Annotated in this window: 27 protein-coding genes; 13 read left to right on the plus strand and 14 right to left on the minus strand. The window is 29.8% G+C overall.

Translation table 11 applies throughout. From position 1 onward, the window contains the following. Positions 1 to 411: a 6-carboxytetrahydropterin synthase gene (locus tag NHF47_RS15140; protein WP_252765725.1), complete on the minus strand. Its 411-nt coding sequence runs from the start codon at positions 409 to 411 to the stop codon at positions 1 to 3. Between the two features lie 23 nt (positions 412 to 434). Further along, on the minus strand, positions 435 to 962 hold the full coding sequence (gene idi / locus NHF47_RS15145; protein ID WP_252765726.1) for an isopentenyl-diphosphate Delta-isomerase: 528 nt from the start codon (positions 960 to 962) through the stop codon (positions 435 to 437). Positions 963 to 1,273: 311 nt separating this feature from the next. Between idi and NHF47_RS15150 the strand changes: the two genes are divergently transcribed. Then, the gene (locus NHF47_RS15150; RefSeq protein ID WP_252765727.1) at positions 1,274 to 1,720 is read left to right on the plus strand and encodes a cold-shock protein; all 447 of its coding nucleotides are present in this window, start codon (positions 1,274 to 1,276) and stop codon (positions 1,718 to 1,720) included. Positions 1,721 to 1,777: 57 nt separating this feature from the next. On the opposite strand, the gene NHF47_RS15155 is transcribed toward NHF47_RS15150, so the two are convergent. Both NHF47_RS15155 and NHF47_RS15160 read right to left on the minus strand, forming a co-directional pair. Beyond that, positions 1,778 to 3,337, minus strand: coding sequence for an NAD(P)/FAD-dependent oxidoreductase (locus NHF47_RS15155; protein ID WP_252765728.1), 1,560 nt, complete (start codon positions 3,335 to 3,337; stop codon positions 1,778 to 1,780). 74 nt (positions 3,338 to 3,411) lie between these two features. Beyond that, the gene (locus tag NHF47_RS15160) at positions 3,412 to 4,470 is read right to left on the minus strand and encodes a DUF2891 domain-containing protein (RefSeq protein ID WP_252765729.1); all 1,059 of its coding nucleotides are present in this window, start codon (positions 4,468 to 4,470) and stop codon (positions 3,412 to 3,414) included. A gap of 65 nt (positions 4,471 to 4,535) precedes the next feature. On the opposite strand from NHF47_RS15160, the gene NHF47_RS15165 reads away from it, so the two are divergent. After that, on the plus strand, positions 4,536 to 4,775 hold the full coding sequence (locus NHF47_RS15165) for a hypothetical protein (protein WP_252766108.1): 240 nt from the start codon (positions 4,536 to 4,538) through the stop codon (positions 4,773 to 4,775). Here the strand turns inward: NHF47_RS15165 and NHF47_RS15170 are convergent. After that, positions 4,763 to 5,635: an AraC family transcriptional regulator gene (locus NHF47_RS15170; RefSeq protein WP_252765730.1), complete on the minus strand. Its 873-nt coding sequence runs from the start codon at positions 5,633 to 5,635 to the stop codon at positions 4,763 to 4,765. The genes NHF47_RS15165 and NHF47_RS15170 overlap by 13 nt on opposite strands. Before the next feature lie 80 nt (positions 5,636 to 5,715). On the opposite strand from NHF47_RS15170, the gene NHF47_RS15175 reads away from it, so the two are divergent. The 3 genes from NHF47_RS15175 (at position 5,716) to NHF47_RS15185 (ending at position 7,883) form a co-directional block, all read left to right on the plus strand. After that, positions 5,716 to 6,078 carry a DUF983 domain-containing protein gene (locus tag NHF47_RS15175; RefSeq protein ID WP_252765731.1) on the plus strand — a complete coding sequence of 121 codons (363 nt, stop codon included), beginning with the start codon at positions 5,716 to 5,718 and terminating at the stop codon, positions 6,076 to 6,078. Positions 6,079 to 6,167: 89 nt separating this feature from the next. Continuing rightward, complete coding sequence (locus tag NHF47_RS15180) at positions 6,168 to 6,929, plus strand: DUF547 domain-containing protein (protein WP_252765732.1); 762 nt, start codon at positions 6,168 to 6,170, stop codon at positions 6,927 to 6,929. A 6-nt stretch (positions 6,930 to 6,935) separates the two neighbouring features. Further along, on the plus strand, positions 6,936 to 7,883 hold the full coding sequence (locus NHF47_RS15185; RefSeq protein WP_252765733.1) for a 1-acyl-sn-glycerol-3-phosphate acyltransferase: 948 nt from the start codon (positions 6,936 to 6,938) through the stop codon (positions 7,881 to 7,883). Here the strand turns inward: NHF47_RS15185 and NHF47_RS15190 are convergent. The 4 genes from NHF47_RS15190 to recQ are packed head-to-tail and all read right to left on the minus strand — an operon-like array spanning position 7,876 to position 12,649. Further along, positions 7,876 to 8,904, minus strand: a complete 1,029-nt coding sequence (locus tag NHF47_RS15190; protein WP_252765734.1) for a VOC family protein — start codon at positions 8,902 to 8,904, stop codon at positions 7,876 to 7,878. The two genes, NHF47_RS15185 and NHF47_RS15190, sit on opposite strands and share 8 nt — an antisense overlap. A gap of 2 nt (positions 8,905 to 8,906) precedes the next feature. Then, positions 8,907 to 9,704, minus strand: a complete 798-nt coding sequence (locus tag NHF47_RS15195; protein ID WP_252765735.1) for an SDR family oxidoreductase — start codon at positions 9,702 to 9,704, stop codon at positions 8,907 to 8,909. Continuing rightward, positions 9,694 to 10,398 (minus strand): TIGR04283 family arsenosugar biosynthesis glycosyltransferase, encoded by a 705-nt coding sequence (locus tag NHF47_RS15200; RefSeq protein ID WP_252765736.1) that lies wholly within the window; start codon positions 10,396 to 10,398, stop codon positions 9,694 to 9,696. Before NHF47_RS15200 ends, NHF47_RS15195 begins: the two co-directional genes overlap by 11 nt. A 55-nt stretch (positions 10,399 to 10,453) precedes the next feature. Further along, positions 10,454 to 12,649: a DNA helicase RecQ gene (recQ, locus tag NHF47_RS15205; RefSeq protein ID WP_252765737.1), complete on the minus strand. Its 2,196-nt coding sequence runs from the start codon at positions 12,647 to 12,649 to the stop codon at positions 10,454 to 10,456. Between the two features lie 86 nt (positions 12,650 to 12,735). Between recQ and NHF47_RS15210 the strand changes: the two genes are divergently transcribed. The 7 genes from NHF47_RS15210 (at position 12,736) to NHF47_RS15240 (ending at position 18,843) form a co-directional block, all read left to right on the plus strand. After that, positions 12,736 to 13,701, plus strand: coding sequence for an SIS domain-containing protein (locus NHF47_RS15210; protein ID WP_252765738.1), 966 nt, complete (start codon positions 12,736 to 12,738; stop codon positions 13,699 to 13,701). Then, on the plus strand, positions 13,701 to 14,525 hold the full coding sequence (gene tatC / locus NHF47_RS15215) for a twin-arginine translocase subunit TatC (RefSeq protein ID WP_252765739.1): 825 nt from the start codon (positions 13,701 to 13,703) through the stop codon (positions 14,523 to 14,525). The genes NHF47_RS15210 and tatC overlap by 1 nt, the downstream gene beginning before the upstream one ends. A 3-nt stretch (positions 14,526 to 14,528) precedes the next feature. After that, positions 14,529 to 14,873, plus strand: coding sequence for a carboxymuconolactone decarboxylase family protein (locus NHF47_RS15220; RefSeq protein WP_252765740.1), 345 nt, complete (start codon positions 14,529 to 14,531; stop codon positions 14,871 to 14,873). Between the two features lie 193 nt (positions 14,874 to 15,066). Further along, on the plus strand, positions 15,067 to 15,870 hold the full coding sequence (lptB, locus tag NHF47_RS15225) for an LPS export ABC transporter ATP-binding protein (protein WP_252765741.1): 804 nt from the start codon (positions 15,067 to 15,069) through the stop codon (positions 15,868 to 15,870). Positions 15,871 to 16,103: 233 nt separating this feature from the next. Next, positions 16,104 to 16,532: a hypothetical protein gene (locus tag NHF47_RS15230; protein WP_252765742.1), complete on the plus strand. Its 429-nt coding sequence runs from the start codon at positions 16,104 to 16,106 to the stop codon at positions 16,530 to 16,532. Between the two features lie 389 nt (positions 16,533 to 16,921). Continuing rightward, entirely contained in the window at positions 16,922 to 17,134 is a 213-nt protein-coding gene (locus NHF47_RS15235) for a hypothetical protein (RefSeq protein ID WP_252765743.1), read from the plus strand. 431 nt (positions 17,135 to 17,565) lie between these two features. Then, positions 17,566 to 18,843, plus strand: coding sequence for a hypothetical protein (locus NHF47_RS15240; RefSeq protein ID WP_252765744.1), 1,278 nt, complete (start codon positions 17,566 to 17,568; stop codon positions 18,841 to 18,843). A gap of 24 nt (positions 18,844 to 18,867) precedes the next feature. Here the strand turns inward: NHF47_RS15240 and NHF47_RS15245 are convergent, their stop codons facing one another. Then, on the minus strand, positions 18,868 to 19,569 hold the full coding sequence (locus NHF47_RS15245) for a lycopene cyclase domain-containing protein (RefSeq protein ID WP_252766109.1): 702 nt from the start codon (positions 19,567 to 19,569) through the stop codon (positions 18,868 to 18,870). An 842-nt stretch (positions 19,570 to 20,411) separates the two neighbouring features. Between NHF47_RS15245 and NHF47_RS15250 the strand changes: the two genes are divergently transcribed. After that, complete coding sequence (locus NHF47_RS15250) at positions 20,412 to 20,993, plus strand: hypothetical protein (protein WP_252765745.1); 582 nt, start codon at positions 20,412 to 20,414, stop codon at positions 20,991 to 20,993. 74 nt (positions 20,994 to 21,067) lie between these two features. Here the strand turns inward: NHF47_RS15250 and NHF47_RS15255 are convergent, their stop codons facing one another. The 4 genes from NHF47_RS15255 to NHF47_RS15270 are packed head-to-tail and all read right to left on the minus strand — an operon-like array spanning position 21,068 to position 24,755. Then, positions 21,068 to 21,517 carry a sterol desaturase family protein gene (locus NHF47_RS15255; RefSeq protein WP_252765746.1) on the minus strand — a complete coding sequence of 150 codons (450 nt, stop codon included), beginning with the start codon at positions 21,515 to 21,517 and terminating at the stop codon, positions 21,068 to 21,070. Continuing rightward, positions 21,517 to 22,356 (minus strand): phytoene/squalene synthase family protein, encoded by an 840-nt coding sequence (locus tag NHF47_RS15260; RefSeq protein WP_252765747.1) that lies wholly within the window; start codon positions 22,354 to 22,356, stop codon positions 21,517 to 21,519. Before NHF47_RS15260 ends, NHF47_RS15255 begins: the two co-directional genes overlap by 1 nt. Beyond that, positions 22,353 to 23,819, minus strand: coding sequence for an NAD(P)/FAD-dependent oxidoreductase (locus NHF47_RS15265; RefSeq protein WP_252765748.1), 1,467 nt, complete (start codon positions 23,817 to 23,819; stop codon positions 22,353 to 22,355). Before NHF47_RS15265 ends, NHF47_RS15260 begins: the two co-directional genes overlap by 4 nt. 42 nt (positions 23,820 to 23,861) lie before the next feature. Continuing rightward, the gene (locus NHF47_RS15270; protein WP_252765749.1) at positions 23,862 to 24,755 is read right to left on the minus strand and encodes a MerR family transcriptional regulator; all 894 of its coding nucleotides are present in this window, start codon (positions 24,753 to 24,755) and stop codon (positions 23,862 to 23,864) included. Between the last annotated feature and the right edge of the window lie 27 nt (positions 24,756 to 24,782).

Genomic DNA, 24,782 nt, shown 5'->3' on the forward strand with positions numbered 1-24,782 from the left:
TTAATTTCCTTTATAGGTTACAAAATTTCTTGGAGTCTCATATAAGACGACTTCCATTTCCATAGTATTATCAATGTAAGGTCTTAATTTGTTCCAAATTACCACAGCTATATTTTCTGCAGTGGGATTTACATTTTCGAAATCAGGAACATCTAAATTTAAATTTTTATGATCAAAAGCATCTTCTATATGTTCTTTGATTAAATCAGATAAAATTTTTACATCTATCACAAAACCAGTTTCAGGATTTATGGCACCTGTTACACTTACAATTAATTCATAATTATGACCATGGTAGTTAGGGTTATTACATTTACCAAAAACAAGATTGTTTTTTTCTTCAGACCAATCTTTTCTATATAATCTATGGGCTGCATTAAAATGTGCCTTTCTTGAAACTGTTACTTTCATTCTCTTTTAGAAAATTTGTGGCATTAAATTTTATGACTTTCTAAATAATGATAAAATTCATCAAAAATAATTTTAAACCATACCGTGTAGCGTTCTGGATGAGCTGTCATATCATCCTTAATATCTTCGATTTTCATCCATTTCCAATCTTCAACTTCTTCTTTATTGATAACAGGTTCATCATTATATCTTCCAATCATAACATGATCTAATTCATGTTCGGTTAAACCGTTATCAAAAGGAGCCTTATAAATAAAGTGAAAGAGTTCTTTTAAATCAGTTACGAATCCCATTTCTTCCATTAAACGTCTTTTACCAGCTAAAATATTAGATTCGCCAGGTCGTTGATGACTGCAACAAGTATTAGTCCACAATAATGGAGAATGGTATTTTTGAGCTGCTCGTTGTTGCAGCATTACTTCATTTTTATCATTTAATACAAATACTGAAAAAGCTCTATGTAAAAGCGCTTGTTCATGTGCTGCCATTTTTTCCATTAAACCAATGGCTTCATCGTTAGTATCTACTAAAATTACTTTTTCTTCACTCATAGTATTGATTAATGTCTCAAAAATACAAAAAAACTTTGGCTTATTTATGACTTTTGAAGTTTGTGACAACATTAACAATTGTATAGCTAAGTTTGATTTCTTAACTAAAAAAACAATAAACAATTGACATTCAATTTTATAAAATTCACACAATCTCTTCAATTAATATTGTATATTTGCATCCTAGAAATTTTTTAAATTCTTTTCATTATTTACCTCATAAATAGTTTTAAGTACTACTATAAGATATAATAATTGTGTTTTTTAAATTTTTATCATCTTAATAATCACTTAAAATTATAAATTAATTAATGGGCAGACCTCAACAATCATTCAACAAAAAAGAGCAAGAAAAGCTTCGTGCTAAAAAACGAAAAGAAAAACAAGAAAAAAAAGAGGCAAGAAAAGCCAATCCTAAATTATCTGGTGAAGATTTATTTGTTTATGTAGACGAAAATGGTCATTTAACCAATACACCTCCAGATCCTTCCAAAAAAATTGTTACTGATGCAGAAAGCATTGAAATTGGTATCCCGAAAAGAGAGGAAACTGAAGAAGTAGACACTGAAAAAAAAGGAATAATCGACTTTTATGATACTTCAAAAGGTTTTGGTTTTATTAAAGAAATTGACTCAGACAATAAATTCTTTTTTCATGTAAAAGGACTACTTGATGAAGTGAAAGAGGGAAATAAAGTTACTTATGAATTAGAGAAAGGAATGAAAGGAATGAATGCCGTACGCGTAAAAAAAATATAAGTTACGCACGAGTTTCATAAAATTTAAAATCTCAAACCTATTGATTACGCTTTATTTTTACACAAAACTTTCAGCAATTTTAATAGCACATTTTTCACCATCTATCGCAGCAGAAATAATTCCCCCTGCATAACCAGCTCCTTCACCGCATGGATAAAGGCCTTTTATTTCTAAATGCTCTAAAGTAATTGAATCACGAGGAATTCTAACTGGAGAAGAAGTTCGACTTTCAGGTGCATGTAAAATCGCTTCATTTGTGAAATATCCTTTCATGGATTTTCCAAATTGCACAAAACCTTCTCGCAGGGTTTGGGTTAAAAAAGAAGGAAATACTTCTCCCAATTCCACTGAAGTAGTTCCAGGAACATAGGACGTTTTAGGAATTTCAGCAGAAATCTTTTTTTGAGAAAAATCAATCATTCGTTGAGCAGGCACTTTTTGTGTTTCCCCTGCAATTTGCCATGCTTTTTGTTCTATTGCTTTCTGAAATTCCATACCTGCTAAAGCACCAAACTTAGCAAAAGGTTTAAAATCTTCCAATCGCAATTCAACTACTATTCCAGAATTAGCAGTTGCTTGATCTCTTTTTGAAGGCGACCAACCATTCGTTACTACCTCACCTGGACTTGTTGCACAAGGCGCAATAACTCCTCCTGGACACATACAAAATGAATACATACCTCTTCCTGCAACTTGCTTCACAATCGAATAAGGAGCAGGTGGCAAAAATTCCCCTCTAAAATCGCAAGAATATTGAATCTTATCAATTAGCTCTTGTGGATGTTCTGCACGAACACCTAGAGCAAATGGTTTTGCCTCAATGTAAATTTTTTTCCTATCTAATAATTCAAAAATATCACGAGCAGAATGACCCGTTGCTAAAATAATTTTCTTTGTTGAAATCGTATTTCCATCATGCAAAACGACTCCAGCAACTTCCTTATTTTTTAGTATAATATCGGTAACCTTTTTTTCAAATAGGACTTCACCTCCACAGGCACGAATTTTTTCACGAATATCTTGAATAATTTGGGGTAATTTATTGGTACCAATGTGAGGATGTGCTTCTACAAGGATTTCATCTGAAGCTCCAAAACCAACCAAAAGCCTTAATATTCTTTCAACATCACCTCTTTTTTTCGATCGCGTATATAATTTACCATCGGAATAGGTTCCTGCACCACCTTCACCAAAACAATAATTGGAATCTTCATTAACAATATGATCTACATTTATTGCTTTTAAATCTCTTCTTCTTCCCCGTACATCTTTCCCTCTTTCCAAAACGATAGGCTTCAGACCTAATTCTATTAATTGTAAAGCTGCAAATAATCCAGCTGGTCCAGCACCTACAACAACCACTTCTTGTGCATGAGATACATTAGGATAATCTGGTAATTCTATTGAAGTAGCTACAAATGGTTCATCTACCAAAAACACATTGGCTTTGATATTTATTTTAATCAATTTTTGTCGGGCATCAATAGAGCGTTTTACCACAATTACTTTTTGAATCTCTTTTGGAGAAACTTGAAATAATTGAGCCACATGACGGGTGAGCAAAACTTCGTTTGCTGCAACTTCCGGAGTGACTTGAAATTGAAATTCGCGTGGCATTTTAAAATTTTTTTGCAAAAATAGTGTTTTAAAATAAAAATGAGAGGCAGAAACCACCTCTCATCATAATTAATTTACTTTATATTCTTTTTTTCCTCAAAAGCTCTTAAGGCAAAAGAAGCCAACCAGTGTTCTCCTTCATAATTACCGTCTACTACTGAAGGTAATGAGAATTGCAAATGTGCATCAGCAATCTTTTTTAGATACGAAAATTTTTTTGGAAACTGTTTAATTAAAGCATATAAATTCCAGGCTCTGCTAAAATTCAAACCATCTAAATGTACTAAATGCCCATCGGTTCTATCCGAAACTTTAGCGGTCTCCCACTCAAAATCTTTTTTACACAAACGAGGTGCAAACTTTTCTAGCCAAGTTAGAAATGCTTTTTCGGGCAAAATTCGCTGCATTAATCCAATTTCTTCCATACATGGAGATAAAAAATCGGTGCCGCTGGGTTCCCAAGTAAACGGACAATTTTCATCGGAACCATACATTCGTAAGGCATTTTCTTTAATCACTTTTTGGAATGCTTCATTTTTAGAAAAAACGGCATAATCCCAAGCATTCGTTAATCCAAAAGCGGTGTTAGAATGCGTTCCAACACGAATGGGGTACAATAACTTTGGTAAAAATTCTATATATCTATCGATTAACACATCGGTTAATGGTTTTAAATTTTCAGATAACGGTTTAGCAAATGGCTCTTTACTTTGTTCCAACTCTAATTGCAATTTTAGCAACCAATTCCAGCCATAAGTTCTTTCAAAAGATTTTTCATGAGGCTTAGCAAAATAAAGTATTTCTTGTTCGATATTCTCTTTTGATAAGTTGATTTGCAATTTTTGAATAATTACTTCTCTGTCTTCTATATTATTAAAATTATTTAATAAATACACTAAACTCCAATGTCCATGAACCGATGAATGCCAGTCAAAACAGCCATAAAAAGCTGGATGCAATGTTTTTGGTGAAGCTAATTCGGAATTATCCTTTAATAATTGATTCAATTTATTTGGATATTCTTGTTCCAAACATTTAATTGGCAAGCTTGCTAGATGATTGGCTTGTTCTAAAGTTAGTTCTTGTGCAAAGAATTGATTTAACCCAAAAATAAAAAAAAGAAAATATTTCATGCGACATAGTTTTTCCAAATTTAATAAAAACCTACCTTTGATTTTTCATTCTTTAGAAAGAGTTCATCATGCGAAAAATAAAATTAATTTGGGATTTTAGAGGAATGGCTGCTTCAAAAACAGCAGAACACCATGAAATACATTTAAAAGAATACATTCAAAATGAAAAATTATCTATAGATATAACCGGTTGGTCTTCTATAAGTGAAATGCATGCTATTGCTTATATGGTCGTTGAAGAAAAAGACATGATACTTATAAGAGATACCTTAAAACCACATCGTGGCGAAGTTTACAACTCATGATTTTTCATCTTTTGAACAAATCCTTTAGTCGTAATTCCTACTCTTTTTTTAAACAATTTGACAAAATAATTAGGAGATGCAAACCCTAATTCATCAGCAATTTGATTTACAGAAAGTTTTCTTTCAACAAGCAAACGTTTCCCTTCAAGAAGTAAACGTTCCGCAATCACATCGGTAACCGTTTTATCTAGAGTAGCTTTTGTAATTCTGTTCAGATGTTTCAAGGTAATAGCCATTTTATCTGCATAAAAAGAAGGCGCTTTTTCATTTTTATAGTGTTTTTCCAGTAACGCTTCAAATTGTTTTAATTTAAGGTTATAATTAGAATTTAAACTTTCAATTTTGGGCTCATAACACCTAGCTATTTCAATGAGAATAATATCTAGAAGATTGATTAATTTATTTTTTCCATACAACTGGTCGTTTCCTTTTTCTTCTAACATCAGCTTAAAATACATTTCTAATAGCTTTCTTTTATCATCTGACAATAGTATTTCGGAATGATCTTGAAAAGACTCAAAAAAAGAATAGCTTTCAATACTTTTACTTTTGAAGTATAAATCAAAAATTTCTTTAGTATAGAAAACTATATAACCTTCTATATCATCTGATAATTTCCAAGAATGCATTTGTCCGGGTTGCATAAAAAACAAACTTCCTTTCTGAATAGAATACTTTTTAAAGTCTATCGAATGCACTCCATTTCCATGAGTAAAAAACACTAATAAATAAAAATTATGGCGGTGTAAATCTTCTATAAAACGATGTTTCTTCAAATGATTCGCAAATGAATTTACATAGAAATTATTTTTAAAAATTGTTTCTTCAAAATTTTCTATTTTATAAACCGGATATCGCATAAATGTCTTTTTTGTACACTTTTAGGCGAAGATACAAAACAGAAACACATAAAAAACGATTTAATTTTGCAATAAAAAAAATGACCAATACGATTATCGCTCTTTTTACTAATAAATGTCCGAATTGTACTAAAGGAAAAGTTTTTAAAAACGGACTATTTAATATGGGGTTTGGATTTCCAAAAATGAATGCAACTTGTTCAAACTGTAATTTTAAATTTGAAAAAGAACCTGGTTTCTTTTTTGGAGCTATGTTTGTGAATTATGCTTTAGGATGTGCAGAAGCATTAATTACTTATTTTATAGTAGCTCCATTTTTTGAAAAAACATTTGATTTACGAATTTTTCCAATTATTGGAATAGTTATTTTAGTTTTATCCATCTTTAACATTAAACTTTCTCGATTGATTTGGATTTATCTTTTTAAAAATTATTCTCGTTAATTTTTTTTATGACTCTAGTATTACAGATATTATAAATTAAGTAGTTGAAATAGGTTAAAGTAGCTTATCTTTACTAAAACTTAATTCCAATGAAAAAAGCTTTTTTTATACTTTTTCTCTTTTTGTTTCAATTAGCAAAAGCACAGCATGAAAATTATATAACACTATCAACAAAACTAGTAGAAGCGATACAATTGCAACATACTTCAGAAGTAGAAGCATATATCAATCAAATTGCAACTGTAGATGAAGCAGTACTATTAAAGCAATTAAATTCTGATGCAACTAAAAAGACTTTTTTTATTAATTTATATAATTCTCTTGTTATTTATGCCTTACGAAAAGACCCTAGTTTGTATCAAGACAGAGGCTCTTTTTTTAGCACCAAACGATTTAAATTAGCTGGAAACAGTATCAGTTTAGACAACATTGAACACGATTATTTAAGACATTCGAGTGTAAAATGGGGTTTGGGTATTTTTCATAAAATTTTTCCGAGTTGTCTAGAAAAAAAATTAAGAGTGGATAAAGTAGATTGGCGCATCCATTTTAGTTTGAATTGTGGAGCTAAAAGTTGCCCTCCTGTTTTTGCTTATTCTTTAGAAAATATTGAAACCGAAATGAAGGAATCTTCAAAAAAATATTTAGAAAAAAACACTACTTATAATAAAGAGAAAAAGGAATTGTTTGTACCCGTTTTAATGAGTTGGTTTAGAAATGATTTTGGTAACAAGAGAGGAGTAAAACGAATTTGTAAAGAATTTAATATTATTGCAGAAAATGATAACCCTTCTATTTCTTACAACAGTTATGATTGGACGTTAGACATTAATAACTTTAGGAAAAATTAGTATCCCTTGTATACCATTTTAAAACCAATTATTCGTTTGGCATTGTTCTTTTATAATAAGAATATTCATATTCATTTTGATAAGAGAACAGGATGTAATGAACCAAAAATCATAGCATCAAATCATCCCAATTCTTTTTTTGATGCTATAATTATAGCTGTTTTTTATCCGAGACCCATTTATTTTTTAGCAAGAGGTGATGCTTTCAAAAAACCGTTTATTTCGAAACTACTGAAAGCCCTTCATTTAATTCCCATATACAGAATTAGTGAAGGCCGTAATAATTTAGTAAAAAACAATGCTACCTTTAAACACTGCATTGAGTTACTGAAACAAGGTGAAACTATTCTTATTTTTTCTGAAGGTATTTGTGTCAACGAATGGAAATTACGAAGTCTCAAAAAAGGTACTGCCAGACTAGCTTTAATGGCACTTCAAGAAGGTATTTACAAAATTGAGATTCAACCTACTACTATTAATTATTCTTCTTTCAATGTAGTTCCAAAAAACATACAAGTACATTTTAACGAAGCATTTAAAGCCAATGGAATTTTATATTCTAAAGAAACTGATTTTTATTCCCAATTTAACATAAAACTTAAAAAAGGCATTGAAAAAAAACTAATTACAAACAAAAATCATCCTGATTTACAAGAAATTACTTCCTATAAAAACAAAACCCTACAAAAATTACTCTTAAGCCTACCCGCATTTATAGGATGGTTTACTCAAAAATGGTTTTACAATAGTATAAAAAAATGGGTCAGTAAAAAAACAAATGATACTGTTTTTTATGATTCTGTCTTGTTTGGAATGTTGCTACTAACCTATCCCATATTTATTACTTTATGCACAATACTATTCGGAATAGTTTTTGACTATAAAATAGGTCTTATCGTTTTGTTTTCAATTCCCGTTTCAGGATATTGTTACAAATGGTACCGTTCTATTTAACTTTACTTACAGCAAGCATTTTTATCATCCAATTAGGAAGTGGCTTCTCTTTATTTCTTTTTCGTAAATCTAAAAACCAACCGTATTTTTTTAAAATAGGCACTTTATGTGTCTCTACTAATTCTATCAAGGTTCCATCTGGATCTTCAACGTAACAAAAACGACCTGATGCATTGTCCATTTCAAAGGTATTATGACTATCGACAGTAAAATGAAATTGGTTTTCTGCTACATGCTTTTTCAAAGCATCCATATCCAAAACATCAAAACATAAATGAATAAAACCACAATCTCCCCAATATCTATTTTTAAAAATGGTTGCTGGTTTCTTTCCTAACAATTGTACTAATTCTATAGTTACATCTCCTAATAATGTATTAAAAGCACCTTTCCCAGTAGCCTTTTTATGAAGACCTACTTTTCTGTAAGCATTTTCTCCCTCAGTTATTACATAATCATACAAAATTGTTGTTAAACCTAAGGTTTTAATATAAAATGGAATCGATTCATCCATGTTGGATACTCCAAAAACAGCCCCTACAACACCTCCTAAATCATATTTCTTGGAAGAAAACCAATTTGTACTTTCAATTATTTTAAAAGCATTCCCATAGTTATCTTGTAACCAAAAGTAATCGGGTTGCTCTTTTTCAGATTTAATTTCCGAAATTACTACACTTGTTATTTGTTGTAATCTTCGATAAGAAGCTAGTAAATCATTTGATTTTAATATCGCTGCGTAAATCCCAATATCTCCAAGTGAATGCAAACCACCATTAATAGGATCTCGATCCAAAAATTGCCAAATTTCAAAACCACCACCTCCTTTTAAATTCATTGTCAAGATCGCACGCCTATTAAATACCGCATCACCTGTATATTGAGTCATTAATTTTGCAGGAGCTATATCATCAAAAATAAGCACATCCATACCAAATAATGCCTTATACAAATGCATGGCTTCCGTGGCATTTTTAACTCCAATTCCTACTTGTTGTATTCCTGATAAAAAATGATGCATACTTATCTTTTTAGTCCTGTTTTGTGGGCAATTTTTAAATATAAATTTGGAAAAAACCACCAAATCCATAATAATAATCGTTCGGGCTTACCAATATAAATTGTTTTTTTGTTTGCTTTCAATCCTTGAATAATTTGCAAAACACATAGCTGAACCGACATTCCTACCTTGTTATTGGCATCTTCCACTCCAGCTTGAACACCTGTACCAGTAAGTGCATTTTTTGATATTGCAGTATCAATTCTACCTGGAAACACAAGTGTAAGGTTTACCTTGGAATCATATAATTCGGTTTGTAACGTTTCCAAATATCCTTTTATCGCATGTTTGCTAGCCGCATAACCCGATCGCAATGGAAACCCCATCAAGCCTGCTATACTACTTATTACAACTAAATTTCCTGAATCGTTTTTCTTAAAATGAGGTAAAATAGCTTGAGAAATAGCTACTGGAGCAAAATAATTAAGTTGCATTAATTTTTGGTAAACTGAAAAATCAGTTTCAACTCCTAAAGACCGTTGACTAATTCCAGCACATTGAATAACAGCATCAATTTTCCCTTCCAATGAAATGGCTTGTTCCACTAGTTGTGGTATTGCTTCAATATTCATTAAATCATACGCTAAAATATGACTTGTTACACCTTGTACTTGTAAATCTTTTTGAATTAATTCTAATTCTGCTCTATTTCTAGAAGTCATAATTATGATTGCCTCCAATTTTGCCAATTGATAAACCAATTCTTTTCCTATTCCTGAAGAAGCTCCTGTTATCCAAATTACTTTTCCTTTAAAATGCATTCGCTCGGTATTTTAATAAATTATGATAGGTTGCAATCATTTCTTCTTGACTGGCTCCAGTTCGGTACATTTTGACAATTTTAAGATTTGCTAACTGTACTTTAAGCCAACTATTTTCATCATATTTTCTGGCAGACACCAGAGTTGCTTTTGGAATTAACTTGAATTTACCTTGTTTCCAAATACGCTCCAAAAAATCATAGTCTTCCATGATTAACATTTCTTCTTTAAAAGTACCCGCTTTTTCCCAAAGTGCTTTTGTAACGAATATGGTTTGATCTCCACCTCTAAAGAAAAGATAGTTGAACCGCGTAAAAAAAGAATTGATTTTTAGTATCGACTTATTACTATCAAATTTAAAGCGAAAACTACCGCAATTAAAATTTGAATGGAGAGCTTTTTGAATATCCTCAAAAAATGTGGATACAGGTAAACTATCTGCATGTACAAAATAATAAACATTACCAACCGCTTGTTGAACACCAAAATTCATTTGACCCGCTCTGCCTTTTACAGGGGATATAAAAGTTTTGGCCCCTAAAGAAGAGGCTTTAGATAGGGTATTATCTTCACTGCCAGCATCTACAACAATAATCTCAAAAGAGTTATTGTTGCAGTGCTTTTGTAAGTGTTGAATTAATTTTTGAATATTATTCTCTTCGTTGTAAGTAGGAATAATAATACTTAAATACATATATATTTTTTTTAAGCTTTATTCCATTTACGAATAAAAGTGTGTTGTGGTTTTTTTAATTAGCTACTTCACTAATAAATTTGATGCGCATTAAACGTAATTCTTCTGTATCATAATCCCCATCAAACTCTTTCAATGCATCTTTAATATTGTCTGATTCCGATTCCATAAAATAGTCATGAATTTCTTCTTGTTGATCTTCATCTAAGATATCGTCAATCCAATAATTGATATTTAATTTGGTTCCAGAATAGACAATTTGTTCCATTTCTTTCAACAAACCATCCATATCTAAACCTTTAGCTTTCGCAATGTCATCTAAAGCTAATTTTCGATCTACATTTTGAATGATATACAATTTTAATCCAGAATTAGCTCCTGTAGATTTAACCACCAAATCATCCGGTCGAATAATATCGTTATCTTCCACATAACGAGCAATTAATTCCACAAAATCTTTTCCATATTTTTTGGCTTTTCCTTCACCTACTCCATGAATATTCCCTAATTCTTCAATTGAAATAGGGTATTTTAAAGCCATGTCTTCTAATGAAGGGTCTTGAAAAACAACAAATGGAGGTACTCCTAATTTTTTGGCTACTTTTTTTCTTAAATCTTTCAACATACTCATTAAAGCTTCGTCTGTTGTTCCAGAAGATTTAGACGCCGCCACGATATTTTCGTCATCCGTTTCACTATACTCGTGATCTTCAGACATCATAAAACTTTCAGGCTTCTTAATAAAATCTTTTCCTTTTTCGGTTATTTTGATGACACCATAAGTTTCAATATCCTTTTTGATATATCCAGAAACTAAAACTTGACGAATTAAAGCCATCCAATAACGATCATCAAAAGCACTACCTTTTCCAAAAAAAGACTGATTATCTAATTTATGAGCTTTCACAACAGCGTTTATTTTACCAGTGAGCACTAAAATAATTTCCTTAGCTTTAAATTGTTCTTTTGTTTCTTTGATTACCGTTAGTAATAATTGTACTTGCTCTTTTGCTTCAACTTTCTTCTTAGGATTTCTCACATTATCATCCATGTCAGCTCCTTCACCATTTTCTAAATCAAATTCCTCGCCGAAATAATGCAGTAAATATTTTCTTCTAGACATCGATGTTTCGGCATAAGCCACCACTTCTTGCAACAATGCATAACCAATTTCTTGTTCGGCTAAAGGTTTGCCCGCCATAAACTTTTCAAGTTTTTCAATGTCTTTGTACGAATAATAAGCCAAACAATGTCCTTCTCCTCCATCACGACCTGCTCTACCAGTCTCTTGGTAATAACTTTCTAATGATTTTGGTATATCATGATGGATTACAAAACGAACATCGGGTTTATCGATTCCCATTCCAAAAGCAATCGTAGCTACCACCACATCCACATCTTCCATTAAAAACATGTCCTGATGTTTCGCACGTGTTTTAGCATCTAATCCGGCATGATAGGGAACTGCACTTATGCCGTTAACTTGCAATAATTGTGCAATTTCTTCAACCTTCTTTCTACTCAAACAATAAATTACCCCTGATTTACCTTTATTTTGTTTGATAAAACGAATGATATCACTTTCTATGTTTTTTGTTTTTGGGCGTACTTCATAAAATAGATTCGGTCTATTAAAGGACGCTTTAAAAGTGTTTGCATTAGGCATATCCAAATTTTTCAAGATATCTTCTTGCACTTTTGGGGTTGCAGTTGCTGTTAAACCAATAATTGGAATATCACCTAATTGCTTGATAATAAATTTTAAATTTCTGTATTCTGGTCTAAAATCATGTCCCCATTCTGAGATACAATGCGCTTCATCAATAGCAACAAAAGAGAGTTTCACCCCTCTTAAAAATTGTATATACTCTTCTTTGGTTAAGGATTCTGGTGCCACATACAACAGTTTGGTTATTCCTGATGTAATGTCACTTTTTACTTTATTAATTTCTGTTTTGGTTAATGAAGAATTTAATACATGGGCAATACCCGATTCGGAACTGATACCTCTAATGGCATCCACTTGGTTCTTCATTAAAGCGATAAGAGGAGATACAACAATAGCAGTACCTTCTAAAACTAGCGCAGGAAGTTGATAGCATAGTGATTTTCCTCCACCCGTAGGCATAATTACAAAAGTATTATTTCCATAAATAATACTATTAACAACTTGTTCTTGAAGTCCTTTGAATTGGTTAAACCCGAAATATTTTTTTAATTCTTTGTGTAAATCAATTTCGTTTGGTTTCATTCTCTATTAATATGATTTTACCTAAATTTGCAAACATAAAGATACAATTTTCTTTAAAAAAACAAAACATTAATCTATTTAATACTTTGGACACAACAACAACCATTTTAAATTCGGCAAGAAACACTATTTTAATAGAAAGTAAGAGTATTGCTAATTTAACAGAGTATCTTACAGAAGATTTTGCAAAAGCGACTGAAATCATTTATAAATCAAAGGGAAGACTAGTAATTACGGGCATTGGAAAGAGTGCTATTATTGCTCAAAAAATAGTAGCTACATTGAATTCAACAGGAACACCTTCCGTCTTTCTTCATGCAGCAGAAGCCGTTCATGGCGATTTAGGAATGGTTTTACCAGATGATGTTATCATTTGTATTTCCAAAAGTGGTAATAGCCCAGAAATAAAAGTTTTAGTTCCTCTTCTAAAACGTTTTGGTAACATTTTAATTGGTATGACAGCCGATTTAAATTCATTTTTAGGAAAAGAATCGCATTATGTTTTACATGCATATGTAGAAAGTGAAGCTTGTCCTAATAATTTAGCACCTACAAATAGTACCACTGCACAATTGGTTTTAGGTGATGCTTTAGCGGTTGCTTTAATGGAACTTCGAAATTTTAAAAGCGAAGATTTTGCTATTTATCACCCTGGTGGTGCTTTAGGTAAAAAATTATTATTACGTGTGAAAGACATGTTAGATACCAGACATACACCGCAAGTTGCTCCAAATGCAAGTATAAAAGAAGTAATTGTAGAAATTTCAGAAAAACGATTAGGAGTTACAGCTGTTATTGAAGCAGGGAAAGTTATTGGAATAATTACGGATGGAGATATTCGTAGAATGTTGAATACGAATGATACTTTTACGCATTTACAAGCAAAAGACATCATGACTCACAATCCAAAAAACATATCATCTTCAATCTTAGTTGCTGATGCTTTAAGTATCTTAGAAAACAATGCCATTACCCAATTGGTTGTGATAGATGATGGTGTTTACAAAGGAATTTTACATTTACATGATATTTTAAAAGAAGGAATTGTATAATGGCAAAGAAAAATTTAGGCGAGATGTCTTTTTTAGATCATCTTGAAGAATTAAGATGGTTATTAATAAGAAGTACTATTGCAATTTTAGCTTGTTCTGTAGTTGCTTTTTTCTTCAGTGATTTTGTTTTTGACCAAATTCTTTTTGGTCCTAAAAACCCAGATTTTTTTACGTACCAATTCTTCTGTGATTTAGCACAAAAATTTGGTTTAGATAAAAGTCTATGTGTAACTGAAATTAATCTACCCATTCAAAACAGAGAAATGGGTGGTCAATTTTCGATACACATGTGGACTTCGATTACCGTTGGATTCATCATCTCCTTCCCTTTTGTTTTATGGCAAATATGGAAATTTATTAGTCCTGCTTTATATGAAAATGAAAAAAAATATGCAGCTGCTTTTATTATCATTTCCTCATTATTATTCTTTATAGGTGTTTTATTTGGCTATTATCTTATTGCTCCTTTATCAGTTCAATTTTTTGCCAGTTATATTGTAAGTCCGGAAATCAATAATTCTATAGATATAACTTCCTATATCAGTTTGATGAAAACGTCAACAGTAGCGAGTGGTTTATTATTTGAGTTGCCTATTATTATCTATTTTTTAACCAAAATAGGCTTGGTAACTCCTCAATTTTTAAGAAAATACAGAAAATATACATTAGTCATTGTATTGATTTTATCTGCTATTATTACACCGCCAGATGTATTCAGTCAGATTATCGTTTCAATTCCAATTATGTTACTGTATGAGATTAGTATTTTTATAAGTGCTGCCGTAGTAAAAAAACAAAGTACAACAACCGATTTAACAACCTAATTTATGTCAAATTTAGTCCAAGAATTTAATGACTATCGTGCTAAAATGAATGAAAAATTATTAGCCGATAACAACAAAGTAATCAAAAGAATTTTCAATGTTGACACCAATGCATATATGGCAGGTGCTTTAGACGTTAAAACCAAAGAACTTCTAGGTTTAGTCGCTTCTGCAGTTTTGCGTTGTGACGATTGTATCAAATACCATTTAGAAACTTCATATAAAGAAGGTATTACAAAAGAAGAAATGATGGAAGCTATGGGAATTGCAACTTTAGTAGGTGGTACCATTGTTATTCCTCATTTAAGAAGAGCTTACGAGTTTTGGGAAGCTTTGGAAGAAAATTAATTTTTAATGTGAACTTGTGTCAATGAAACAATAGAAAATTTACTGATTAAAAATTGACTAATTCTTCCATTTACACTACCAAAAATGTTAATCAAATAACAATAAAAGTTGAACTCACATTAAATTTTATATTTTTACACATTCGTTAGTAAATTGACACAGTGACATATTGTCTAATTGACACATTATCAAAATGAAATTAAGAGCAGAAAATTTAGTAAAAACCTATAAAAAGAGAAGTGTTGTAAAAGGGATTTCTGTAGAAGTAAATCAAGGAGAAATTGTAGGTTTATTAGGTCCAAATGGTGCTGGAAAAACGACTTCTTTCTATATGATTGTAGGATTGGTAAAACCAAATAGCGGTACTATTTATTTAGACGATATGAATATTACTAATTTTCCAATGTATAAACGAGCTCAAAATGGAATTGGATACTTGGCTCAAGAAGCCTCTGTTTTTCGAAAATTAAGCATTGAAGATAATATTATGAGCGTTTTGCAATTGACAACTCTTTCAAAAGCAGAACAAGAAGCCAAAATGGAAGCTTTAATTGATGAATTTGCTTTGCAACACATTCGTACTAACAGAGGTGATTTATTATCTGGAGGAGAAAGAAGACGTACGGAAATTGCAAGAGCTTTAGCCACCGACCCAAAATTTATCTTACTAGACGAACCTTTTGCAGGTGTTGACCCCGTTGCGGTAGAAGATATTCAACGAATTGTAGCACAATTAAAAAACAAAAATATTGGTATTTTAATTACCGATCACAACGTTCAAGAAACACTTGCCATTACGGATAAAACCTACTTGATGTTTGAAGGTGGTATTTTAAAAGCCGGAAAACCAGAAGAATTAGCAGAAGACGAAGTAGTGCGACGTGTATATCTTGGACAAAACTTCGAGTTAAGAAAGAAAAAAATTGATTTTGAAGCACCAAAAACCACAATCATTCATGGTAAAGGAGAATTGAATTTGAATAAGGATTCGGAGTAGATTTTTTTTCTATTTTGTCATTCTGAACGAAGTGAAGAATCTCATAACATTAAGTTAGTGCGACTTCTCAAAATTATCGAAAATTTCATTTATTACTCTGTAATATAAAATATTAGAAATGAAATATCAAACTATATATTTCATGTTAAATTTAGAATTATTTTAAAAAAAATTATTTTAATTCCAACCTTTCTATTGATTTTAACCTCTTAATAGTAAAACTAGATTATAATATGAAAAAATTGGTTATCCTATTTTCGGTTTTCTTTTTTGGAACAATTAATAGTCAATCCAGATTAGATAATAATAAAATAATATCTAAAATTGAGAAAGAAATCCTATCTACAAAAGTCATAAAATTAGAGCTTTTCAAAGAACTTGGATGGGCTGGTGGATATGAAAAAACCATTATACATTTAAAAAATAAAATCCCAATCTTAATTGAAAAAGAAGAAAAAGAAGTTGTACATACCTATTCCTACAAAGGAGAAGATGATATTATTAGATTTATAAAAGCAAAGTTTTATATTATCAGTTGGGAAAAGAGTGATTATATTAGAGTTGGAAAGTTTGAAAATGAGGGGAAAGAAGTGATTATGCCAAATGAATATATTTTTGAATATGATAAAAATAAAATTGAATTAAAAATAAAAGAATATTAAAAAAACTTCAAAACTTATATTATTTTATACACTTAATAGTTCAACGTATTTATAGAATGAATAAAATTATAATATATCTTATCTTTATTATAACTTTCGGTTGTGTTTCTAAACAAACTTTAATTGACAAAAAAGTTTCAAAAACTGAGAAATCAATAAATAAAAATACACTATTAAAAGAAAATTTATGTTTTAGTTGCGTTACTCGATTAGATACTATAATTGAATACTATAAAATTGAAAATCAAATAAAAAAAATCACTTTTAATATTAACTCAAAAGAGAATTGTAAAAAGTATAAAAAATAAGGAGAAATTTATTTAGAAAACAATATACCTTACTTTATTAATGAATTTACTAATGGCGTTTGTGAAGATGAAATTTCTGGAATGAATCACAAAACTAATAAATTCCAAAGTTCAACAATAAAAAATAAAATTGAAACTAAATTCAAAATACATGTTTTAGATTGGAATGAATTTAGCTTCGATGTTAAAAGTAATAATCAAATTGAATACAATTTTAAAACTAATAAAAATTATCAAAAAATTATTGATAGTGTAATTTTAAGTGATAGTTTAATTAATGAAGAACAATCATAAGACACAATTTTTGCAATTAAAAATATTAATTTAAATGAAGATTTTGATTTTTTAATTGGAAATTGGGAAGAAATTGAATTTCATGGTAATAATGGTGCAAATGATTACATTAATAAAATCGAAAATGGCCAAATATTATGTTTTGAAAAAGACGGTTCAGCAACTCTTAAAATGAATAATAAAAAATACGAAGGAAAATAGGTAGTTTCAAACCATAATAAAAACTATTACACACTACAGATCATAACAACTGATAGTGAGTTTTATTACCTTTTTGCAACACTTTAAGATAACAAATTAACGCTAACACCTGTTAATTCAAATTATGAATTTATTTGCAAAGAAGTTTGTGCGACTATTTTTGAAAAAATAAACAAATGATGAAATATATTTTTAGCTTATTATTTCTCTTTTTGTTGTTTTCATGTAAAATGAAATACACAACCCAACCCAATGATCCTTATCGTATTTTCACAAAAAACGGTTATGCTGGTTTAATCAATACCGATACTAAAGAAATTATTATTCCTAGCAAATATTATTCTATCCAAACTTATCTGATTGATGACAATAATCGGTTTTATGAATGTACAGATAAAAACTCAAGTACATTTTTATTTAATATAAATGGGAATCTAATTTATAGTTTTTCTAAAGGAGAATTTTTAAAAAAAGTATTCATTTATAATAGAAAAACATATATATTAACTAATACACCTTCTGAAAGCAAAAAACAAAATGTTTGGGAAGAAATTCAGCTTACTGATAATCATAAACTTTTTCGAATAAATAGAAATGAAAAAAAATTATTACTTAATTATCCTACAATAAAAATAAACAACTTTAAAAATATTGTTTATTTTAGTAATGAAATTTATGATATTTTTAATCAAAGTTTTGATGAAATTCAAAAAGGTTTTTTTGATCTAAATACAGATAATAAAATAGTCTTTAAAGATTTTGATAATGTATTTTATCGAAACCATTATATTCCAAATAAAAATGAAATTTGGATAAAAGAGCGAAATAGCCAAACAAAAAAACTAAATCAATATTACGATAAAGTATTGGATAGTACTCTTACTTTAAAAACAAACCCCATAAAAAATGTAAAAGAAGTTTATCCTAATTACTTTATCATTGAAACTGAAAAAGGATTTCAAGTTAGTGATTTTAATGAAAAGTTGACATCTTTTACTTTTCCTTATTTAGTTCCGCTTCTTTATCATTCAATTAGTTATTCCAATGATTCTTTTAATCGAAAAGAAAATTTTAATGATTTATTTGTATTCTCAAATGAAATGCAATCTAACGATTCTGGTTTTGGAGGAAATCTAGGTATTATTGACTTTTCAGGAAAAATTCTTATTCCTGCTGAATATAACAATTTAAAAATAGCCTACATTTATTATCCACAAACTCCAAGTGATGAGTTTAGAAAATTTGCAATCGAAAATAAATTAAACAAATATTATTATTTTCTTACACGTAAAAGTATTGGTAACAACAAAGCTGAATATAGTATTTTTAATGAAGAAGGAAATTTGATTATCAAAACAATAGGCAAAATAGATGATGATTACTATACTCGTTTCGATATTACTTCAAAAGAACCTAAAATTAATTTTTATTTAAATGATAGCACACGAACTTTTAATTTAAAAACAAAAGAATTAATAGATATAAAAAAAGGTCGTATCAATTATTAAGAATTAAAAAAAACTAATAGTTTATTACTTCCTAAAATAATCAAACCAATCAATTATTGCTGAAATTAGCAAAAACCCATAAAAAGCATCTTCAAACGGAATTGTTCCCATTCTTATTCCAAGGTTTTCAGTATTGTTGTACCAAACTACGGGTTCTTCAATAAAACTTCCTGTTAATATTCCGTTTACGATAAAAAAGAAAACTAAAGTTATAGTATAGGAAACATAATGTCGGCCCAAATAGGTTTTTCGATACAAATGAAACAACAAATACAACGCTAATAATCCAAATATAGAAGCCGAATACCACTTGTCGTAATGCATAACAAAAACTACAGTGGAAAACGTTAATAGAAAATGGGTAATGAGTTTATGTAATTTCTCAAGCGGATTTTTCTTCAGTAAATATTCCATAGAAAAATAAACAAAAACGCTCGAGTAAGGAATACAAATAAAGAACAAAACTTCTTCTAAAGGTAAATTGAAAACTTTGATTCCGGACAAATAGCGTTCGTTAAATCCCCAAACGCCAATATGAATAAAATAAGCATCCCAAACTAAAAAGAAAAGTCCAACAATAGCAATTCTTTTAAACAAAGAAGGCCAATTTTTAAAAAAAGCATGCTTTGGATAAAAACTAGCCAACAAAGGTACAAAAAGTGTCAGTAAATCTATTGTTAAATAGAGATACTTTCCATTTACATTGAAACTATTTTCATGACACATGCAACATCTCAAAACACTCCCATGTTTTTTCCCTAAATTCTTATGATGAATTATATGTGCTTTTCTAAAACCTACTAAATATTTACTTTTTCGTATTGTTAAAATAATTAAAAAACGATAGTCAATTATAATTGTATCACTACTCTCAACACTTATAGAATCTTATTGATCCCTAATTCAAAACAAACTAAATTCCTGAAAAGCCAGTCGAAATTCACGAATGTCGACTCACTTTGTTTGCACAACTTAAAAATCACCTCTAGTTTTGATATCAGTAATAAGGAATATGCTATTCCTATATAAAAGATTTAAACCATGGATATGCAATACCTCTTTCAAATTGTTTTGATCATTACCATTCTTATCATATTGTATTATTTAATCAAAGTATTGAAAAAGATATTAGAATTGTTTGATAAACTGGAATAAAGAGAAAGTAAAATTACTGCTAAACCTTAAAAAATTATAGTTGGCCACTATAATGGGATTGATTCAGCTGTTAGTAACCCATTAAAAAAACGAGCAAAACAGGAATTGGTTAGATTTCCTAAAACAAAACTAACCAACAAGAATAAAGAGAGAGTTGGCTTTTTCTTGTTTTCAGAAGTACCAACTAAAAAAAAAAACAGCCCTACCTAATTATGTTTTGACGAACACTAAGTATGACTGTAATTAATTTAATTAAAAAACAAATTTATGAAAAAATTTGAAGATTTTCACAACCAGAAATTAAATGCAAATTTAGAAAGCCTAAAAATAGATGAGCAGAATTTAAAGCAACTGTATTAAAGACATTAATAGATAGTATTGCTGGAAAGCAAATTAACAATAGTAAATTTGATATGTTGGAATTAAAAAGTAAAAGTAGTAACGTATCAATTTTAAAAATTAATACGTTATTTTTAATGACAAAGCTACTTCCATTTGTTTTGGGATGCTCATTATTTTTATCATGTTCAATAGTAAGTACAGATGCTAGAAAAGATAGATTATTTAAGCGGGACGAAAATTTACTAATAGAAAAAATAAATCTATTAGTCAAAGCTGATCAAGAAAATAGAACGCTTTCAAAATTATATAAAAGTAAAAATAATAACAATACACTAGATATGGATTCTATAACTTATGAGTATTGGAAAGACTCTATCAGAACAATTCAGCAAAAAATTGATTACTCAAATTCTATTGAACTAATTAAAATCACAAAAAAATATGGCTTTCCCGATAATTCTAGATTGTCTAAAAAAAACCTTTCATGGATTATTTTCCAACACACACCTGAAAGATTAAAGAAAAGAGTAAGAAGAATTTTAATTAAAGAAAATGAAAAAGGAAGGTTTAAAAATGAAGCAACTTTAAAATTTATTATGTGGCATTTAGAAGGCAGAAAAATGGATTTTTTTAATAATATCAAAACAAATTGAAAAAATACTAATTGAAAATGAAAAAAATCCCCGAAGGGATTTTTTTTAAATGATTATAATATGTTATTCAAATTTCACATTGAAAAATATTTCCAAGGCACATACAACATCCCAAAACATTCCCCATGTTCTTTTCCTAAATGTTTGTGATGAATTTTATGTGCTTTTCTAAGACCAACTAAATATTTATTTTTTGTATTCTTGAACCATTTAAATCGTTGGTGAATTAATACATCATGAATTAAAAAATAAGCAATTCCATAACATAAAATTCCTAAACCAATAAAAAATAAAAAATTGAGTTCCGGATGAATCCCAAAATAAAACAAAGCGATACTCGGAATGGCAAAAATCACAAAAAACGCATCATTTTTTTCAAATACACCTTGATATTTGGGTTGATGGTGATCTTCGTGTAAATACCATAAAAAACCATGCATCACAAATTTATGGGTTAACCAAGTAACTCCTTCCATCGCTAAGAATGTTAGTATAGTAATTAAAATGTACAATAAGATAGACATTAGGCAATGATATTAAATTGATAACGAAGATACGATTTTCCCAAAATTACTAATTTCAAAGGATTTGAAACACTAATTCTTTTACTTAAAAACTCTTCAGGTTGGGTTTTATTAATTTTTTGCATGAGACTTTTATAGTAACGGTAAGCTGTATAAACGCCAAATTTTGCTTCTGTTGGTAATCTTAAAATACCTTTAAAGGCTTCTTCAAAATCGGAATTAATTTCTGCTACAATTTGCTCTTTATTTGCATTTGTTAAAGAAGAAAAATTGATTCCAGGAAAATAAACACGACCCAAATTCTCATAATCATGTTGTAAATCTCTTAAAAAATTTACTTTCTGAAAAGCGGAGCCCAACTTCATAGCACTGTCTTTTAGCTCATTATATTTATTTTCATCACCTTTTACAAATACTTTTAAGCACATCAAACCCACCACATCTGCAGAACCAAAAATATACTCCTCATATTCTGCAATCGAATTGTATTCTTTTTTAGTCAAATCCATTCGCATACTTTTCATAAACGGAGGAACGAGATCGTATAATCCATAACGGTGTACTACATGTTGGAAAGCATTTAAAACGGGGTTTAAACTTATGCGTCGTTCTAATGCTTTTTGGTACTCAACTTCAAATTCATCCAATAATAGCTCTTGTTCATACCCTTCAAAAGTATCAACTATTTCGTCTGCACAACGTACAAATCCATAAATAGCGTAGATATCATCTTGGATTTCTGGGGCTAACATTTTAATGGCCAAAGAGAAAGAAGTACTGTACTTCCTTGTGATTGTTTTACTGCATTCTAAGGATGCTTGGTCAAATAATGCTTTCATGATGAGAATTCTTTTATAATTTGTTCACTTACGATTTTTCCAGAGATCAATGACGGTGGCACTCCTGGGCCAGGAACGGTTAATTGGCCAGTAAAAAATAAATTTTGAACTTTTCTACTCTTTATTTTGGGTCTTAAAAATGCGGTTTGCGTTAAAATATTGGCTAACCCATAAGCATTCCCTTTATAAGAATTATAATCTTTTATAAAATCATTCACACAATAGGACTCAACAAATATAACATTTTGTTTTACTGACTGTTGCGTTATTTTCTCTAATCTATCAATAATAATATCAAAATACTGCTTTCGTATCACTTCAGTGTCTTCTAAACCTGGAGCAATTGGTATTAAAAATGTAGCTGCTTCTTTACCTTCGGGAGCAAAAAACGCATCCGTTTTAGAAGGAAAACTTGCATAAAACAAAGGTTCTTTAGGCCAAACTTTAGTATCATAAATTTCTTTTGCATGCGGTTCAAATGGCGTATCAAAAAATAAAGTATGATGCGAAACGTTTTCTAATTTTTTATCAAAACCTACATAAAATAAGAGAGAAGATGGTGCAAATATTTTTTTGTCCCAATAGGCTTCCGAATACATTCTGTTTTTTTTATCTAATAATTGCTCCGAGTGATGATAGTCTGCTCCACTAACCACTATATCAGCGTATTCATCACTACCATTCACATGTACTCCAATTGCTTTTCCATCTTTTACTAAAATTTTAGAAACGGTTGCATTGGTGTGTATATCTACCCCTAATTCCTCAGCTAAATTTTGCATGGCTTCAACCACAGCATACATTCCTTTTTTTGGATGCCAAGTACCTAGACCAAAATCTGCAAAATTCATAAAACTATAAAAAGAAGGCGTATCTGAAGGTTTTGCTCCTAAAAACAAAACTGGAAACTCTAAAATTTTAATTAATTTTTCGTTTTTAAAACGCTTTCTTACTTCTTTAGAAATCGTAGAAAAAAACTGCCCCACTCTTGTAATCGTTTCTGGAGTTACGAGTTCCAGAGGAGAATTTCCTGGTTTGTAAACCATTTTATCCACTGCAATTGCATAATTATCTTGTGCTTCTTTTATAAATGAACGTAACTTTTTTGCACTACCGGCTTCAATATTTTCAAATGTTTCAGCTATGGCATCCAAATGATCATCAATAGTCACTTTTTCATTTCCTTGAAAATAAACGTCATAAGCAGGAGCCAGTTTCTCTAGAACATAATAATCGGATACTTGTTTGCCGAAGTCAGCAAAAAATTTTTCAAAAACACCTGGCATCCAATACCAAGTTGGACCTATATCAAAATGGAAACCTTCACGAGAAAGCCTTCTTGCTCTTCCACCAACGGAGGCATTTTTTTCATAAAGTGTCACTTTATTTCCTGCTTTCGCTAAATAACAAGCCGCTGATAAAGAAGCAAATCCTGAACCAATGACTATAATTTTTTTGTCCATTATTGTTATTTGTTTTTAAATATAATAAATATTCATTCTTTTTTAAAGATTCAATAGCAAATTTTGAATTTCAGAATAACATGTAACCGAATCATACTTTTGAGTTATATGCTCAATTTGCTTTCCTAAAACATACAATTTATTTGGAGTTTCTTTTAAGATGGTTTGATGAAATTGATTCAAATAGTTATTTACTTCTTCAGCTAATGGTTGCACCGTAAAATAGGAAATAAAATGTACTTCGTCAAAGTATTGCTTCATATCTTCCAAATCTTCCATAGGCACGCTTTCTCCTAAATACAAGGTACTATATCCTTTTTTTAATAATAAATAATTAATGAATACAAGACCCAATTCATGAATTTCATTCATTGGAAGGTATAATACAAATACTTTTTTACGGCTATGTTTTATTTGTTGATGAGCTTCCTCTATAACAGTATACAATTTTTGTCGGATTAAAGCACTAATAAAATGCTCGTGTATCGGTTTTAAAGTTGCGGTCTGCCATAAAACACCTATTTCATCTAGGAGAGGAATAAAGACTTCATAAAAAATTTCCTCAAATGATTTGGTTTCTGCTAATTTCGCATAAGTCTCATGAAATAACTGCGTATCAAAATTAAACATGGCAAATTTAAAGGAAGAAATAGCTAATGAAGAACTGTTCTTATCAGAATAGATTTGCTTCACCAAACTATTCATATCTTCTGTAGATAAGGAAGATATTTTCGAAATCTTGTAACCAAAATTATTTAAAAAAGTAATATTAAGTAATTTAAGTAAATCTTCCGAATTATACGATCGTATATTATTTTCATTTCTGTCTGGCGAAAATATAGAATAACGCTTTTCCCAAATTCTGATGGTGTGCGCTTTTATCCCTGAAAGGTTTTCAAGATCTTTTACACTAAAAGAAGTTTTAATATTGTTCATCGTTTTTCAAATTTCGTTAAACAAATA

The organism is Flavobacterium sp. NRK F7 (assembly GCF_024054195.1).
Lineage (GTDB): Bacteria > Bacteroidota > Bacteroidia > Flavobacteriales > Flavobacteriaceae > Flavobacterium.

Bases quoted from the DNA above. Each gene is read 5' to 3' on its own strand.
- NHF47_RS15140 (WP_252765725.1), bottom strand. From the start codon at position 411: ATGAAAGTAACAGTTTCAAGAAAGGCACATTTTAATGCAGCCCATAGA.
- recQ (WP_252765737.1), bottom strand. From the start codon at position 12,649: ATGAAACCAAACGAAATTGATTTACACAAAGAATTAAAAAAATATTTC.
- NHF47_RS15220 (WP_252765740.1), top strand. From the start codon at position 14,529: ATGTCAAATTTAGTCCAAGAATTTAATGACTATCGTGCTAAAATGAAT.
- NHF47_RS15230 (WP_252765742.1), top strand. From the start codon at position 16,104: ATGAAAAAATTGGTTATCCTATTTTCGGTTTTCTTTTTTGGAACAATT.
- NHF47_RS15240 (WP_252765744.1), top strand. From the start codon at position 17,566: ATGAAATACACAACCCAACCCAATGATCCTTATCGTATTTTCACAAAA.
- NHF47_RS15160 (WP_252765729.1), bottom strand. From the start codon at position 4,470: ATGAAATATTTTCTTTTTTTTATTTTTGGGTTAAATCAATTCTTTGCA.
- idi (WP_252765726.1), bottom strand. From the start codon at position 962: ATGAGTGAAGAAAAAGTAATTTTAGTAGATACTAACGATGAAGCCATT.
- NHF47_RS15245 (WP_252766109.1), bottom strand. From the start codon at position 19,569: ATGTGTCATGAAAATAGTTTCAATGTAAATGGAAAGTATCTCTATTTA.
- NHF47_RS15175 (WP_252765731.1), top strand. From the start codon at position 5,716: ATGACCAATACGATTATCGCTCTTTTTACTAATAAATGTCCGAATTGT.
- NHF47_RS15150 (WP_252765727.1), top strand. From the start codon at position 1,274: ATGGGCAGACCTCAACAATCATTCAACAAAAAAGAGCAAGAAAAGCTT.
- NHF47_RS15265 (WP_252765748.1), bottom strand. From the start codon at position 23,819: ATGGACAAAAAAATTATAGTCATTGGTTCAGGATTTGCTTCTTTATCA.
- NHF47_RS15195 (WP_252765735.1), bottom strand. From the start codon at position 9,704: ATGCATTTTAAAGGAAAAGTAATTTGGATAACAGGAGCTTCTTCAGGA.
- NHF47_RS15235 (WP_252765743.1), top strand. From the start codon at position 16,922: ATGAATCACAAAACTAATAAATTCCAAAGTTCAACAATAAAAAATAAA.
- NHF47_RS15155 (WP_252765728.1), bottom strand. From the start codon at position 3,337: ATGCCACGCGAATTTCAATTTCAAGTCACTCCGGAAGTTGCAGCAAAC.
- NHF47_RS15250 (WP_252765745.1), top strand. From the start codon at position 20,412: ATGTTGGAATTAAAAAGTAAAAGTAGTAACGTATCAATTTTAAAAATT.
- NHF47_RS15270 (WP_252765749.1), bottom strand. From the start codon at position 24,755: ATGAACAATATTAAAACTTCTTTTAGTGTAAAAGATCTTGAAAACCTT.
- NHF47_RS15190 (WP_252765734.1), bottom strand. From the start codon at position 8,904: ATGCATCATTTTTTATCAGGAATACAACAAGTAGGAATTGGAGTTAAA.
- NHF47_RS15170 (WP_252765730.1), bottom strand. From the start codon at position 5,635: ATGCGATATCCGGTTTATAAAATAGAAAATTTTGAAGAAACAATTTTT.
- NHF47_RS15200 (WP_252765736.1), bottom strand. From the start codon at position 10,398: ATGTATTTAAGTATTATTATTCCTACTTACAACGAAGAGAATAATATT.
- NHF47_RS15180 (WP_252765732.1), top strand. From the start codon at position 6,168: ATGAAAAAAGCTTTTTTTATACTTTTTCTCTTTTTGTTTCAATTAGCA.
- NHF47_RS15260 (WP_252765747.1), bottom strand. From the start codon at position 22,356: ATGAAAGCATTATTTGACCAAGCATCCTTAGAATGCAGTAAAACAATC.
- tatC (WP_252765739.1), top strand. From the start codon at position 13,701: ATGGCAAAGAAAAATTTAGGCGAGATGTCTTTTTTAGATCATCTTGAA.
- lptB (WP_252765741.1), top strand. From the start codon at position 15,067: ATGAAATTAAGAGCAGAAAATTTAGTAAAAACCTATAAAAAGAGAAGT.
- NHF47_RS15255 (WP_252765746.1), bottom strand. From the start codon at position 21,517: ATGTCTATCTTATTGTACATTTTAATTACTATACTAACATTCTTAGCG.